The sequence below is a fragment of the Sphaerisporangium sp. NPDC049002 genome (genome assembly GCF_040649355.1).
Taxonomy (GTDB): Bacteria; Actinomycetota; Actinomycetes; order Streptosporangiales; family Streptosporangiaceae; genus Sphaerisporangium.
This window is the reverse complement of sequence record NZ_JBEZFH010000217.1, coordinates 1-12,518: the sequence shown is the minus strand read 5'-3', so window position 1 is coordinate 12,518 and position 12,518 is coordinate 1. Positions and strand designations below refer to the sequence as shown.

General features: G+C 68.0%; 13 protein-coding genes, 1 tRNA gene and 1 pseudogene. 2 read left to right on the top strand and 13 right to left on the bottom strand.

Annotation, left to right across the window (positions count from 1 at the left end):
• The 11 genes and pseudogenes from AB0B89_RS30225 to AB0B89_RS30175 form a co-directional block, all read right to left on the bottom strand.
• Nucleotides 1-539, bottom strand: a pseudogene (locus tag AB0B89_RS30225) (DNA-directed RNA polymerase subunit beta); the annotation flags it as partial.
• Nucleotides 540-1,001: 462 nt separating this feature from the next.
• Complete coding sequence (locus AB0B89_RS30220; protein WP_358559595.1) at nucleotides 1,002-1,571, bottom strand: hypothetical protein; 570 nt, start codon at nucleotides 1,569-1,571, stop codon at nucleotides 1,002-1,004.
• Nucleotides 1,568-2,086, bottom strand: a complete 519-nt coding sequence (locus tag AB0B89_RS30215; RefSeq protein ID WP_358559593.1) for a hypothetical protein — start codon at nucleotides 2,084-2,086, stop codon at nucleotides 1,568-1,570. Before AB0B89_RS30215 ends, AB0B89_RS30220 begins: the two co-directional genes overlap by 4 nt.
• Nucleotides 2,087-2,339: 253 nt before the next feature.
• The gene (rplL, locus tag AB0B89_RS30210) at nucleotides 2,340-2,729 is read right to left on the bottom strand and encodes a 50S ribosomal protein L7/L12 (protein WP_262846532.1); all 390 of its coding nucleotides are present in this window, start codon (nucleotides 2,727-2,729) and stop codon (nucleotides 2,340-2,342) included.
• A gap of 90 nt (nucleotides 2,730-2,819) precedes the next feature.
• Nucleotides 2,820-3,386 carry a 50S ribosomal protein L10 gene (rplJ, locus tag AB0B89_RS30205; protein WP_358559591.1) on the bottom strand — a complete coding sequence of 189 codons (567 nt, stop codon included), beginning with the start codon at nucleotides 3,384-3,386 and terminating at the stop codon, nucleotides 2,820-2,822.
• A 435-nt stretch (nucleotides 3,387-3,821) separates the two neighbouring features.
• On the bottom strand, nucleotides 3,822-4,700 hold the full coding sequence (locus AB0B89_RS30200; RefSeq protein WP_358559589.1) for an LppX_LprAFG lipoprotein: 879 nt from the start codon (nucleotides 4,698-4,700) through the stop codon (nucleotides 3,822-3,824).
• A gap of 217 nt (nucleotides 4,701-4,917) precedes the next feature.
• Nucleotides 4,918-5,637, bottom strand: coding sequence for a 50S ribosomal protein L1 (rplA, locus tag AB0B89_RS30195; RefSeq protein ID WP_358559588.1), 720 nt, complete (start codon nucleotides 5,635-5,637; stop codon nucleotides 4,918-4,920).
• 177 nt (nucleotides 5,638-5,814) lie between these two features.
• A complete protein-coding gene (gene rplK, locus AB0B89_RS30190) occupies nucleotides 5,815-6,246 on the bottom strand; it encodes a 50S ribosomal protein L11 (RefSeq protein WP_358559586.1) in 432 nt (143 codons plus the stop codon).
• Between the two features lie 179 nt (nucleotides 6,247-6,425).
• Nucleotides 6,426-7,274 (bottom strand): transcription termination/antitermination protein NusG, encoded by an 849-nt coding sequence (gene nusG, locus AB0B89_RS30185; protein ID WP_358559584.1) that lies wholly within the window; start codon nucleotides 7,272-7,274, stop codon nucleotides 6,426-6,428.
• A gap of 76 nt (nucleotides 7,275-7,350) precedes the next feature.
• Nucleotides 7,351-7,608 (bottom strand): preprotein translocase subunit SecE, encoded by a 258-nt coding sequence (secE, locus tag AB0B89_RS30180; protein ID WP_358559582.1) that lies wholly within the window; start codon nucleotides 7,606-7,608, stop codon nucleotides 7,351-7,353.
• A gap of 74 nt (nucleotides 7,609-7,682) precedes the next feature.
• A tRNA-Trp gene (locus AB0B89_RS30175) sits at nucleotides 7,683-7,755 on the bottom strand.
• 180 nt (nucleotides 7,756-7,935) lie between these two features.
• Here AB0B89_RS30175 and AB0B89_RS30170 point away from each other — a divergent pair.
• Nucleotides 7,936-9,141, top strand: a complete 1,206-nt coding sequence (locus AB0B89_RS30170) for a pyridoxal phosphate-dependent aminotransferase (RefSeq protein ID WP_358559581.1) — start codon at nucleotides 7,936-7,938, stop codon at nucleotides 9,139-9,141.
• A gap of 125 nt (nucleotides 9,142-9,266) precedes the next feature.
• A complete protein-coding gene (locus AB0B89_RS30165; RefSeq protein WP_358559579.1) occupies nucleotides 9,267-10,286 on the top strand; it encodes an adenosine deaminase in 1,020 nt (339 codons plus the stop codon).
• Between the two features lie 148 nt (nucleotides 10,287-10,434).
• Here AB0B89_RS30165 and AB0B89_RS30160 read toward each other — a convergent pair whose 3' ends face one another.
• Both AB0B89_RS30160 and AB0B89_RS30155 read right to left on the bottom strand, forming a co-directional pair.
• On the bottom strand, nucleotides 10,435-12,054 hold the full coding sequence (locus AB0B89_RS30160) for a hypothetical protein (RefSeq protein ID WP_358559577.1): 1,620 nt from the start codon (nucleotides 12,052-12,054) through the stop codon (nucleotides 10,435-10,437).
• A 22-nt stretch (nucleotides 12,055-12,076) separates the two neighbouring features.
• Complete coding sequence (locus AB0B89_RS30155; RefSeq protein ID WP_358559575.1) at nucleotides 12,077-12,346, bottom strand: hypothetical protein; 270 nt, start codon at nucleotides 12,344-12,346, stop codon at nucleotides 12,077-12,079.
• Nucleotides 12,347-12,518: the final 172 nt, after the last annotated feature.

Genomic DNA, 12,518 nt, shown 5'->3' with positions numbered 1-12,518 from the left:
TTGTCGGAGGTCTTGTCGACCGAACGGTCGAAGTAGACACCCGGGGACCGCACCAGCTGGGAGACCACGACACGCTCGGTGCCGTTGATGATGAAGGTGCCCTTCGAGGTCATGAGCGGGAAATCGCCCATGAACACCGTCTGGCTCTTGATCTCACCGGTGGTGTTATTGATGAACTCCGCCGTCACGAACATCGGGGCGGAGAAGGTCATGTCCTTGTCTTTGCACTCATCGACTGAGTACTTCGGCGGCTCGAACCGGTGGTCACGGAACGACAAGGACATCGTTCCGGAGAAGTCCTCGATGGGACTGATCTCCTCGAAGATCTCTTCGAGACCGGATTGGGCCGGAACGTCCTTGCGCCCGGCCTGGCGAGCCGCTTCGACCCGCGACCGCCATTTCTCGTTGCCGAGCAGCCAGTCGAAGGACTCGGTCTGCAGAGCGAGAAGATCGGGAACTTCGAGCGGCTCCTGAATGCGCGCGAAAGAGACGCGGCGGGGACCAGCGGGTACGGCGAAGGCGTTGCGCGAGGCTGCCAACAGATGTCCTTCCGAGGGCTCGCGGACTGACTACACGCACGCCAGACGACCATGCATCAAAGTTACCTAGAGAAGCGGGTCGTCAAAGGGCAGCGCAAAGGGGCAGTGTAGCCGATGGGCATACACCTGTCCACTTCAGTCTCGCTCTGCGCTCCACGTTGGACGCAGCATCGCCCGTCAGCGCCGAAACGTCAAGCCCGTGAGACCGGATTCGAGCGAACCAATGGCCGTCACGCTGGGTTTTCTTCCCTACCTGAGACTGAGGGGCCGACCGGATCCAGACGATACCCGCGAGGCGGATCGGCTAACGCTCAGTCACACGAAGGGTCGAAGGCTTGCCGCCTCACGACACTGTCGTGCCCGTTTACATCCCCCAAGATCGCGATACTCAAACCCAAGCTTTACTAACAATTTAATAACGCGCCACGCCGGAGTGTGTCCAGGGCCCCGGAGGACGGGATCTCAGCTGGTCGGGGCATTGCCGATCAAGGTGGACAACTCTGACACCAGCCAGTGGTCCTCACCTCTGACCAGCACGAACCGGGCGCGGTTCTGGACGACCTGTTTCTGGGGTTGCTTCTCGCCCGGGAACACCTTGGTCGTTCCCATGTTCATGAAGAGCAACACCTGAACCCGGTCAGGCGTCGCGGATTCGACCGCGGCGGCGGCCACCACCGCCTGCTGCACGGTCTGCTGCCGCCTGACGGCCGGGGCCAGCACCCGCGTCAACTCGCGGTAGTGCTCGGCGAGATCGCCCGTGGCGTACCCCCGCGCCCGCGCCAGGTCGGCGTCGATCGTGCGGTAGTCGTACGACAGCATGTCGGGCGCGTACGTGCGGGCCGCGGCGAGCGCCTCCACGGACGCCGACTCGCCGGCGCGCAGATCGCGGAGGCGCATGAAGCCGACCGCCACCAGAACGGCCAGAACGGCCGCCAGAAGCCCCAGGAGCGCGACGGCCACAACATATGGCCCCGAGCGCGAACGGGGCCGACGAGCGCCCTCCAGGGGCTCCAGGGCTTCCTCGGCGGTCATGTGACCTGCTCCAGTCTCGACACCCACCACACTCCCCGGACCTTGGTGACCTCCACGCTCCAGCGATAGAAGCGATCTTGGGGGGCGGTCTTGGCGCCCTCCCACCGGATCACCGAGTCGGCGACCACCAGCACCCGCGCGGTGCTCTTGGGCACGTCCATCGAGGCCAGGCCGGCGGCGCGCACCACACCGGTCTGGACGGCCTTGTTCAGGCGGGTCGCCGCCTTCAGCCGCTCGGCGTCCCTGGCGTACTGGTCCCTGGCCTGGCCCATGGAGGTGTCCAGGACCCGCTGCACGTCACGGTCGACCGTGCGGTAGTTCACGGCCATCAGGGTCAGGGCGTAGCGCTCGGCGGCGTGGACGGCGGCGAGGCGGTCGCGTGCCGCCGACCGCGCCTGGTCGAGGCCGGCACCGACGCGCACCCAGGCGGTGCCGAGCAGGGCGACGAGCACGAGCAGCACGGAGATCACAAGGAGTCTCGGCCTGCGAGGGGACCGAGCCGCGTGGAGCGCCACCTGTTCCCTCCCATCGCCCGGTCGCCGCGGCGTCACGACGACATGGACGCGCCGGAAGCGGAGGCCAACCAGTCAGCCGGTCCGCCGGATCATAACCCGGTATGGAGATCCACATCGGCGATCATCCGGTTTTCGGACCGGCCTGCTCTACCGAAAGCGCCCAAAACAGGCAAAACAGAAGGGACGGATCACCCGGCACCAGGGTGAACCGCCCCTTCTGCGTGGAGCTGTGTAAAGCGTCAGACGCGAGACGTCACTTGACGGTGACGGTGGCGCCGGCGCCCTCAAGGGCGGCCTTCGCCTTCTCGGCGGCCTCCTTGTTGACCTTCTCGAGCAGCGCCTTGGGGGCACCGTCGACGAGGTCCTTGGCCTCCTTCAGTCCGAGGCTGGTGAGCGCGCGGACCTCCTTGATGACCTGGATCTTCTTGTCGCCGGCGGCCTCGAGGATGACGTCGAACTCGTCCTGCTCCTCGACCTCTTCGGCGGCGGCGCCTCCACCGGCCGGACCGGCGGCGGCGACGGCGACCGGAGCGGCGGCCTTGACGTCGAAGGTGTCCTCGAAGAGCTTCACGAAGTCGGAGAGCTCAAGAAGGGTCATCTCCTTGAACGCGTCGAGCAGCTCGTCGGTGCTGAGCTTCGCCATGGTGGTGATTCCTCCGTATTAATTACAAAACTTGGAAACGGACCGCGGTATGCGCCTGAATCCCCTGCTGTGGTCGCTTTCGCGCCCGACCTACTCGCCTGCGTCCTCGCTGGTCTCCGCCACGACGGCGTCCGCCCCGCCGGTCTCCTCGCGCTTGGCGCGGAGAGCCTCGACGAGCCGGGCCATGGTGGTGGGCAGCGCGTTGAACGTGGCGGCGGCCTGAGACTGCTTCGCCTTCATCGCGCCGGCCAGCTTCGCGAGGAGGACCTCGCGCGACTCCAGGTCGGCAAGTGTGGAGATCTCGGCCGGGGTCATCGACTTGCCGTCGACGACACCGCCCTTGATGACCAGGAGGGGATTGGCCTTGGCGAAGTCACGCAGACCCTTGGCCGCCTCGACCACGTCGCCGCTGACGAACGCGATCGCCGTCGGACCCGTGAACAGGTCGTCCAGGACGGTGACCCCGGCCTCGTTGGCCGCGATCTTCGAAAGCGTGTTCTTCGCCACGGCGAACTTCGCATTCCCACCGAGTGTGGTGCGCAGCTGCTTCAGCTGAGCCACGGTGAGACCGCGGTACTCGGTCAGGACAGCGGCGTTCGAGCTCTCGAACCGATCCTTGAGCTCAGTGACCGCGGTCGCCTTTTCCGCCCTCGCCATGGGCCTCCTTCCAGATGTGCCACCGGCGAAGGGCCCAGGAGTCCAGGAAACGGAAAAGCCCCGGCGCAGGCGCACGGGGCTCACACACGGTTGTCACGCGGCTGGCGCCGCACGAGGGACCACATGGAACTCACATCACACCTACGCGGGCCGTCCACAGTCGTGAACCTTGGGCCACCGAGCCATTGACAGGCTCAGCGACGACCGGCGGTCTTCGGCATTGGACACTGTACGCGGTGTTCGCGCGTCATGCCAAATCAAGGCCACGACGCCTCACGCCATATCGAGGCCCACGACGCCTTACGCCATATCGAGGCCCGCGACGCCTCACACCGAATCGGGCCGCGATACGGCGACGCACCCCTCGATCGAGATCGGGGGGTGCGCCTGTGAGTCGCGGTGCGGACCGCCCAGACGGCGGTCACGCGTGCGGGGTCAGCCGCCCGTGCCGGCGGTGGCCCCGTCGGCGCCCTCAAGACCCTTCAGGCCGCCGAGGTCAGCCGGAAGCTCCCCGACCTGGTCGGCGGGCGGCGCGGTGACCTCCGCGGAGTCGTTGAACGAGGTGAACAGCGACGTCAGCTTGAAGGCGCCCTCGCCGGCTCCGCCGTTCATCTCGACCTTGCGCGGGAGGCTCTGCCCGTCGATCCACGCGTCGAACTTCATGTCCTTGACGTTAGTGAGCCGGCCCTGCAGCTTCTGCTGCATCTCGGGAGTGAGCTGCTTGACGGCCTCAGCGACCGTGAACGTGCCCTTGTAGTGAGTGGTGTCGGTGCCGCCGACCGACTCGGTGCCGACCTTGGTGACGTCCTTGGAGGTCGTCAGCATCTTCACGCTGCTCTGCAGGTCCATCTGCTGGGCCTGGGAGAGGAACTGGCTGACGTCGACGCCCGCCGACTGGCCGGCCTTGGCGAGGTCGATCTTGATCCAGGGCTTGGTGCCGCCCACCAGCTTGCTGAGCAGGTCGACCTTCACGTACGCGGTCTGCCCGATGAGGATCACTCGCGCTCCGCCGGGGACGTTCTGCCCGCTGACGTTGATCTGGTCGAGCGTGACGTCGGAGGCCACCTGCGGCTTCTGGTGGTAGACCATCGTGCCCTTCACCGACCCCGCGCCCTCCTTTGGAGCGCTGAAGTCCAGGGCGAGCTGCGCGGTGTAGGAGGTGACGGCCTCGGCGTTCTTGGCGCTCTGCTGCAGCGTCTCGGCAGCGGAGAGCCGCACGGCACCGAGCGACGCGGTGGAGTTCTGCGCGGCCTGGCCGCATGCTGATACCGCGATGAGCATGGCCGAGCCCACGGCCGCGATCGCGGGTGTCATTCGACGCTTCACTTGGTATCCCTTCGTATCCCCCGGAAGTGCTTTCGACCCTACGCTCCGGCACTACCCCGTGCGGCGCCTTGTGCGCATCGATTGCTTGGCCACCGGTATGACCGCAATGGTGAAATAGGGTCTCACCTGCGAAGAAACAAGTATCGGAGAATACGAAAAAGGGCCCGCGCCCGAAGGCCGCGGACCCTTTCGCGTGTATTGAACCTCAGGCGTCGAGCTCGGCGGTGATGGCCCGCGTCACGTTCGGGTCGACCGGGATGCCCGGGCCCATGGACGTGGAGAAGGTCACCTTCTTGAGGTAACGCCCCTTGGCCGCGGACGGCTTGAGACGGATGACCTCGTCGAGCGCGGCGGCGTAGTTCTCCAGGAGCTGGCGCTCCGGGAACGACACCTTGCCGATGATGAAGTGGAGGTTCGCGTGGCGGTCGACCCGGAACTCGATCTTTCCGCCCTTGATGTCGGTCACGGCCTTGGCCACGGCCGGCGTGACGGTGCCGGTCTTGGGGTTCGGCATGAGACCACGCGGGCCGAGGACGCGGCCGAGGCGGCCGACCTTGCCCATGAGGTCGGGCGTGGCCACGACGGCGTCGAACTCGTTGAGCCGGTTGCCCTTGGCGATCTCTTCGATCAGCTCGTCGGCGCCGACGATGTCGGCGCCCGCGGCGCGGGCCTCCTCGGCACGGTCACCGGTCGCGAAGACCAGGACCCGGGCGGTCTTGCCGGTGCCGTGCGGGAGGTTGACGGTGCCGCGGACCATCTGGTCGGCCTTGCGGGGGTCGACGCCCAGCCGCAGTGCCACCTCGACGGTCGCGTCGAACTTGGTGACCGAGGTGCCCTTGGCCAGCTTGGCCGCGTCGACCGGGGAATACAGCTGCTCGCTGTCGACCGTGTCGGCGGCCTTGCGGTAGCTCTTGCTGCGCTTCACTTGCTTCTCCTCGTGGAGTATGTGGTCACGGGCCGGCGCTGGCCCTCCCACGTGGTTCCGTGCTTGCTCCGCCTCGCTGCGCTCGGCGGCTGGGGCGCCCTTGAGGCGATGGTCGTCCTCCTCGCTCGGGCTCGTTCTCACCCTCGCTCGTCACACCACCGCCGCGCCCCTCGCGTGTCAGTCGGCGATCGTGATGCCCATCGACCGGGCGGTGCCGGCGATGATCTTCTGGGCGGCCTCGATGTCGTTGGCGTTGAGGTCGGGCATCTTCGTCTCGGCGATCTGGCGCAGCTGCTCCTTGGTGAGCTTGCCCACCTTGTCGCGGAGCGGGTTGGCGCTGGCCTTGTCGAGCCCCGCGGCCTTCTTGATCAGCTCGGGCGCCGGCGGCGTCTTCGTGACGAAGGTGAAGCTGCGGTCTTCGAAGATGGTGATCTCGACGGGGATGATGTTGCCCCGCTGGGCCTCGGTCGCAGCGTTGTACTGCTTGACGAAGTCCATGATGTTGACGCCGTGGGGACCGAGGGCGGTACCGACCGGCGGCGCGGGCGTGGCCTGACCAGCGGGAAGCTGGACCTTCACCAGGGCCGCGATCTTCTTCTTAGGAGGCATTGTCCTACTCCGGGTCCTTAACTCCTGCGTAACTCCCACAGGGCGTGAGAGCCCCCGGGGGCGTGCGACGGCCAGGATTGGCCATGCTCCCCCGGGATTCACCCCACGAAGTCGCTCGATCCGTGGGGACGACTTATCAGTGTATGCGCGCCGTCAGATCGCCGAGACCGGGTTCGGCGTCAGATCTTGGAGACCTGGTTGAACGACAGCTCGACCGGCGTCTCGCGACCGAAGATCGAGACGAGTACCTTGAGCTTCTGCGACTCGGCGCTGATCTCGCTCACCGTGGCGGGCAGGGTGGCGAACGGGCCGTCCATGACGGTGACGGACTCGCCGACCTCGAAGTCGACGGTCGCCGCGGCGGCCTTGGCGGCCGTCGTCTTGGTCTGCTCGGTCGGCTCGGGCGCGAGCAGCTTGGCGACCTCGTCGAGGCTCAGCGGGCTCGGCCGGTTGGAAAGACCCACGAAGCCGGTCACACCGGGCGTGTTGCGCACCGCGGACCAGGACTCGTCGGTCAGCTCCATGCGGACCAGCACGTAGCCCGGAAGCACGCGCTCCTTGACCGGGGTGCGCTTGCCGCCCTTGAGCTCGGTGACCGTGTGGACCGGCACCTCGACCTGGAAGAGGTAGTCCTCCATGTTGAGGGACTGGGTGCGGGTCTCGATGTTGGACTTCACGCGGTTCTCGTAACCGGCGTAGGAGTGGATGACGTACCACTCGCCTGGCATGCCGCGCATCGCGCTCTTGAACTCTTCGACGGGGTCGACGTCGGGGATGACATCGCCATCCTCGTCGACGGCGCCGACGGGGGCCTCCGCGGCCTCCGCCTCTTCATCGGCCGGAGTCTCGCTGTCTTCGCCGGCAGGAGCCTCGGCGTCGTCGACCGGAGCCTCGGCGGCTTCGCCGGGCTCTTCGGCATCACCGAAGGTGGCGTTCTCGCCGGACTCTTCGGTGGTCTTGACCGCCTCTTCCGGCTCTCCCTCCCACTTCTCGTGGGATGCGCCAGCCGACAGTGGGGACTCGGACACGGTGACTCTTTCTTCTCTCGTCGATGTTGCGATCTTCGACCGTCCGGTCGGGGACGGTTGTCGCGTGGCGGCCGGCTCAGGCTCCGCCGAAGACCGCCAGCACACCCTTCGTGAGCAAGAAGTCGATCCCGGCAACGAGGCCAACCATGATCACAACGAATACCAGGACCACGGTGGTGTAGGAGATCAGATCCTTGCGCGTCGGCCAGATCACCTTGCGAAGCTCGGCGACCACCTGCCGGTAGAACAGTGCGGGAGAGGTGCGCTTCTTAGCGGTCGGGCCAGACGACTTACTCGGCCCCTCAGCGGCCTCGCCGCGTGTGTCGATCGCCACAGTCCTCACCTGATCCGTCGTTCCTACGCAACTTTCGGCGGCTTACACGCCATCGGTGCGCGGACCGCACGCCGCAGGGCACGAGGGACTCGAACCCCCAACCGCCGGTTTTGGAGACCGGTGCGCTACCAATTGCGCTAGTGCCCTCTGCCGTGAACCACCTTACCCCGAGCAGCCGGGGGCGCGTCGCTCACTAGTTGCAGAAGTGTACGGGTGAATGCGCCTCACGTCGAACCAACTCGTCCGGCACGTCACGGTGATTTGCCGCGTGTCCACATCATGGATATGCGGCGGCAGCGGTGCGAGACGTCTGGAAACATGGAAGGCATGACCCGTCCTCGCATCTCAGCGCGCATTTCCGCGATCTCCGAGTCCGCCACGCTGGCCGTGGACGCCAAGGCCAAGGCGATGAAGGCGGAAGGTCGCCCGGTCATCGGCTTCGGCGCCGGCGAGCCCGACTTCCCGACGCCCGACTACATCGTCGCGGCGGCCGTCGAGGCCTGCGGGAACCCCAGGTTCCACAAGTACACGCCGGCCGGCGGCCTCCCGGAGCTCAAGCAGGCCATCGCCGACAAGACCCTGCGCGACTCCGGCTTCGAGGTCGACGCGTCGCAGGTGCTGGTCACCAACGGTGGCAAGCAGGCCGTCTACGAGGCGTTCGCCACGCTGCTCGACCCGGGCGACGAGGTCCTCGTGGTGGCCCCTTACTGGACGACCTATCCCGAGGCCATCAAGCTGGCCGGGGGCGTCCAGGTCGACGTCGTGACCGACGAGACCACCGGCTACCTCGCCTCGGTCGACCAGTTGGAGGCCGCGCGCACCGAGCGCACCAAGGTCCTGCTGTTCGTCTCGCCGTCCAACCCGACCGGCGCGGTCTACTCCCCGCAGGAGGTGGAGGCGATCGGCCGCTGGGCCGCCGAGCACGGCCTGTGGGTCGTCACCGACGAGATCTACGAGCACCTGGTCTACGGCGACACCACCTTCACCAGCATCGCGACGGCCGTGCCCGAGCTGAGGGACCGCGTGCTCGTCCTCAACGGCGTCGCCAAGACCTACGCCATGACCGGCTGGCGGGTGGGCTGGCTGATCGGCCCGAAGGACGTCGTCAAGGCCGCGACCAACCTGCAGTCGCACGCCACCTCCAACGTCTCCAACGTCGCCCAGGCGGCGGCTCTGGCGGCCGTCTCGGGCGATCTGTCGGCCGTGGCGGCCATGCGGGAGGCCTTCGACCGGCGCCGCCAGACGATGGTCCGCATGTTGAACGACATCCCGGGCGTCGTCTGCCCCGAGCCGTTCGGCGCCTTCTACGTCTATCCCTCGGTCAAGGGGCTCCTCGGCAAGGAGATCCGCGGCAGGCGCCCGCAGACCTCCGCCGAGCTGGCCGAGCTCATCCTTGAGGAGGCCGAGGTCGCCCTGGTCCCGGGCGAGGCGTTCGGCACGCCGGGCTACTTCCGCCTGTCCTACGCGCTCGGCGACGACGACCTCGTCGAGGGCGTCAGCCGCCTGGCCAAGCTCCTCGCCGAGGCACACTAGCCCTGCCGGGCTCCGGCCCTCGGAAGGACCGATCCCGAACCGACAAGGCCCGGGCCACGCGGCCCGGGCCTTCTCTATGCGTGGAGTCCGCGACGGCCCCGATCGGCGTACGGCAGGATATGGAGATGGCACGCCCGCTCGACGAACTCCCCAAAGCCCATCTCCACCTGCACTTCACCGGCTCCATGAGGCACACGACGCTTCTGGAGCTGGCGCGCGACCAAGGGCTCCATCTGCCCGACGCTCTGGTGCAAGACTGGCCCCCGCGGTTGCGGGCCACCGATGAGCGTGGCTGGTTCCGCTTCCAGCGGCTGTACGACATCGCGCGCTCGGTGCTCCGCCGCGAGGAGCACGTCTACCGGTTGCTCCAGGAGGCCGCGGAGGACGAGGCCGCCGAGGGCTCACGGTGGCTGGAGATCCAGGTCGACCCCTCCGGCTACGCCCAGCGGTTCGGCGGGCTCACCGCGACGCTGGAGCTGGTCCTCGACGCGGCCGGCCGGGCCGCGCGGTCGGCGGGCGTCGGCATCGGCGTGATCGTCGCGGCCAACCGCACCCGCCACCCGCTCGACGCCAAGACGCTCGCGCGGCTCTCCACTCAGTACGCCGACAAGGGCGTGGTCGGCTTCGGGCTGTCCAACGACGAGCGCCGTGGCCGCGCCCGCGACTTCGACGGGGCCTTCCGCATCGCCAAGCGCGCGGGACTGCTCGCCGTGCCCCACGGCGGCGAGCTGTCCGGGGCGGCGAGCATCGCCGAGTGCGTGGACGACCTGGACGCCGACCGCATCGGCCACGGCATCCGGGCCGCCGAGTCCGATCGGCTGATGGAGCGCCTCGCCGACCGCCAGATCGCCTGCGAGGTGTGCCCCACCTCGAACGCGGGCCTCGGCGTGGCCCCGCGCATCGCCGACGTGCCGGTGAAGCGGCTGTTCGACGCGGGGGTGCCGATCGCGCTCGGCGCCGACGACCCGCTGCTGTTCGGCGCGAGGCTCCTGCCGCAGTACGAGCTGGCGCGCGACGTGTACGGCTTCCGCGACGCGGAGATCGCCGAGCTGGCCCGCCAGTCGATCCGCGCCTCGACCGCGCCCGAGTCGTACAAGAAGGAACTGCTGGCGAGCATCGACTCCTGGCTCGCCGCGGAGGGCTGACCGCCGAGGGCTGACCGCCGCTTCTCCGACGTGGGGCCCGCGAACAGTCGAACGCCCGGCGGAGCGGGGGTCTCCACCGGGCGTTCGCCGGGTTCGTGCCGTGCTGCCAGTTGCCCGCGAGCCGCCTGTCAGGTGGCCCGCGCGCGGGTCACTGGCTGTGGATGTAGACCTCGTCGAAGACCTCGGCGAGCTTGGTGAGGTCCTGGGTGATCCCCTTCTCGGGGTCGCTGGCGTCGAAGGTGACCGACAGCCGGCCGAGCCCCTTGCGGGCCTGGAGTGCCTTCCACATGGTGTTGGTCGTCAGTCCCTGGTCCAGGAGCCGCCAGGTGGCGCCGTCCCAGCTCTGGCGGTGGGTCCACAGCATGACCGTCTGCACGCCCGCCTGCAGGGGCAGGTCGACGCGCAGCTTGGCCGCCGCCTCCGCCTGCGCGGCGGTGAGCTTGTTGGCGCCGCTGTGGGCGAGGCCCACCTCCCGGGCCCCGATGTGGACGCGGGTGTCCCAGCCGCGGGCCCGCACGCCGACCCACTGGTTGCGCAGCGCCTTGTCCGGGGTGATCTTGTACTTGGCGTACTCGCTGGCGAACAGGCCGCTGGAGACGTTGACGTGGTCGACGTCGCCGGTGAGGACGTACTTCTCGACGTTGGCGCGGGTGATCAGCGGATACTTGGCGCGGAGCGCGGCCTGGCAGGGCTCGGAGACCCCGCAGCCCATCTCGGGAACCACCACGTCGACCGCGAGCTGCTTGCCGGCGGGCATCGCCGCGCGCAGTGCGGTGGAGGCGTCCTTGACGAACTGGCGGACGTCGGTGGCGGACTTGAAGCCCCAGTAGCCGAGGTCCTGGGCGAACTTCACACCCACGACTCCGGGCCGGTTCGCCTGGGCGGCCATGGAGGCGACCGCGGCGTCGAACTGGTCCTTGCCCGCGGTCCACGCGGGAGCCAGCTCGCTCTCGATCCAGACCCGCATGCCGAGCTTGATGGCCGTGGCGGCGGCCTTGCCCGTGGCGTCGTCGGGCGCCGCGAGGGGCTGCTTGGACGTCGTGGGCGTGGCGCGCGGCTCGGGGGCGGCCGAGGCGGTGGGCTCCGGAGCGGTGGAGGCGTCCGGCGCGGGGTCCGCGCTGGCGCTGGCGCTCGGGGCGACCTGCTCGGTGCCGTCGGGGACCGCCGAGCTCTCGACCAGCGGCGCCTGGCTGGCGTCGACAGGGACGGCGTTGGGATCGGATTGGCTCTGGGTGGTGCCATCGGGACCGGGTGACGCGCCGGACGTGGTCTCGCCCGGGGCGGCCGTCGACGTGCCGGAGGAGCCTTCGCCACCGGAGCAGTCGAACTCCCCGCCCTGGCATGCCTTGGCCGGCGGTTTGGTGATGTTGCCGTCGGTGTCCTTGCAGACGTACTTGCCGACGCTGTGGTCGTACTTGCACAGGACCTGGTCCTTGTCGGCACAGTCCTGCATGCCGGGGCCCTTGTTGGTCTTGTCCAAGCAGAAGAGCACCGGGCCGGGGTAGGGGACGGCCTCCTTGAGCTTCTCACCGTCGTTCTCGGCCCAGAACTTGACGATGTTGAGCGCGTCCTTCGGGGTCTTCGCCATCCAGGAGCAGAACATGAACTCCGGAGTGCCGCTGCCGAGGATGTCATCGCACTCGTTGTTCACCCCTTCTGCCGAAGGAGCCGGATCGGCGAGCGCCATACCCGTGGGAATCCCTATGGTCAGCGTGAAGAGCACCGCGATGAGGGCGATGATCCACTCGCGTCTGCGAAGTTTGGGCATACGCGGTCTCTCCTCATTGTTTTCACATCGGCTTGGGACAGGGCTTCATGTAGGTGATGGTGACTCCCAGGCTTCCTGAGCCCTTGGTGCCCTTGTTGTCACCGGACCACGAGATGGGCATGGTGATCTGCAAGGGCTTGTCACAGTCGTTCATCGTGCCCGCCCCCACGGCGAGCGTGAAGCTGATGGTGTCGGTCTGGCCCTCCTGAGCGCTTCCACTGCCAGGAGAGGTCTGGACGGTCGCGTTCCCGGCCTGCCAGTTGATCGATCCGGTCTGCGACTTCACCTGCACCGAGCCACGCTGGCTGTATCCCACGTTGACCGAGGAGCTTGAGGCCGCGAACGACGGCGGGGGCGGCGGAGGAGGAGGGGGCGGCGGCGGCGCGCTGGTGGTCTGCCTGCTCTGGGGTTGCGAGCTCTGCGTCGGCGACGACCTGGGCTGCGACGAGGCCGACGGCCGCGTC